Origin of the sequence: Zooshikella harenae, from assembly GCF_018837975.1 — a bacterium.
GTDB classification, from domain to species: Bacteria; Pseudomonadota; Gammaproteobacteria; order Pseudomonadales; family Zooshikellaceae; genus Zooshikella; species Zooshikella harenae.
On the sequence record NZ_JAGSOY010000356.1, the window covers coordinates 1 to 577 of the forward strand.

The 577-nt window shown below is 42.3% G+C and carries 1 pseudogene; it reads right to left on the bottom strand.

The features are described 5' to 3' along the window. Positions 1 to 577: pseudogene (locus KCG35_RS26100) on the bottom strand (hypothetical protein); the annotation flags it as partial.

A 577-nucleotide genomic window follows, 5' to 3' on the forward strand; every position in this document is an offset into this window, starting at 1 on the left:
AATGGTTTTTGCTTCAACGGGTCCCATGGCGAGATAGTGCGAGCCATTAAGATCGAAGCTTTTGGTGGAAACCCAAGGGTTACTGCTGTTGATTAGGCTATCTTCTATTTGACCTTGATTGGTTACTGACAGCAGCATTGCATTTGTGCTTGATGCACGATCTGGCAGGGTGACACCAGTGATGTCATCGGCGACAAAGTGTCTTATGGGAGATAAAAGCTGTATTGCATTATTCAGCGATGTACTGAGCTGATCGGGAACTTTAGGATTGAGTCCACGGTAAAACTCATCTAAATTGGTAATGCCATCGTTATCGGAGTCTTCACTTGCATCATTTTTATTGGGATTTAACCCATACAGAGTTTCGTAAGCATCCGTTAGCCCATCATTGTCACTGTCTTTTGAGCTTGGTTGCTCTGTCGTAGATCCATTGTTGTTATTAGAAGATGAATTATTTCCATTTTCGTTAGAGTTACCGGATGTACCAGCACTGTTATTGCCTGTATTCCCTGTGTAATTCGAGTCAGCTGTTACCATTTGTTGGATTAAACGGCCCTGATCATCATAGGAATATTGT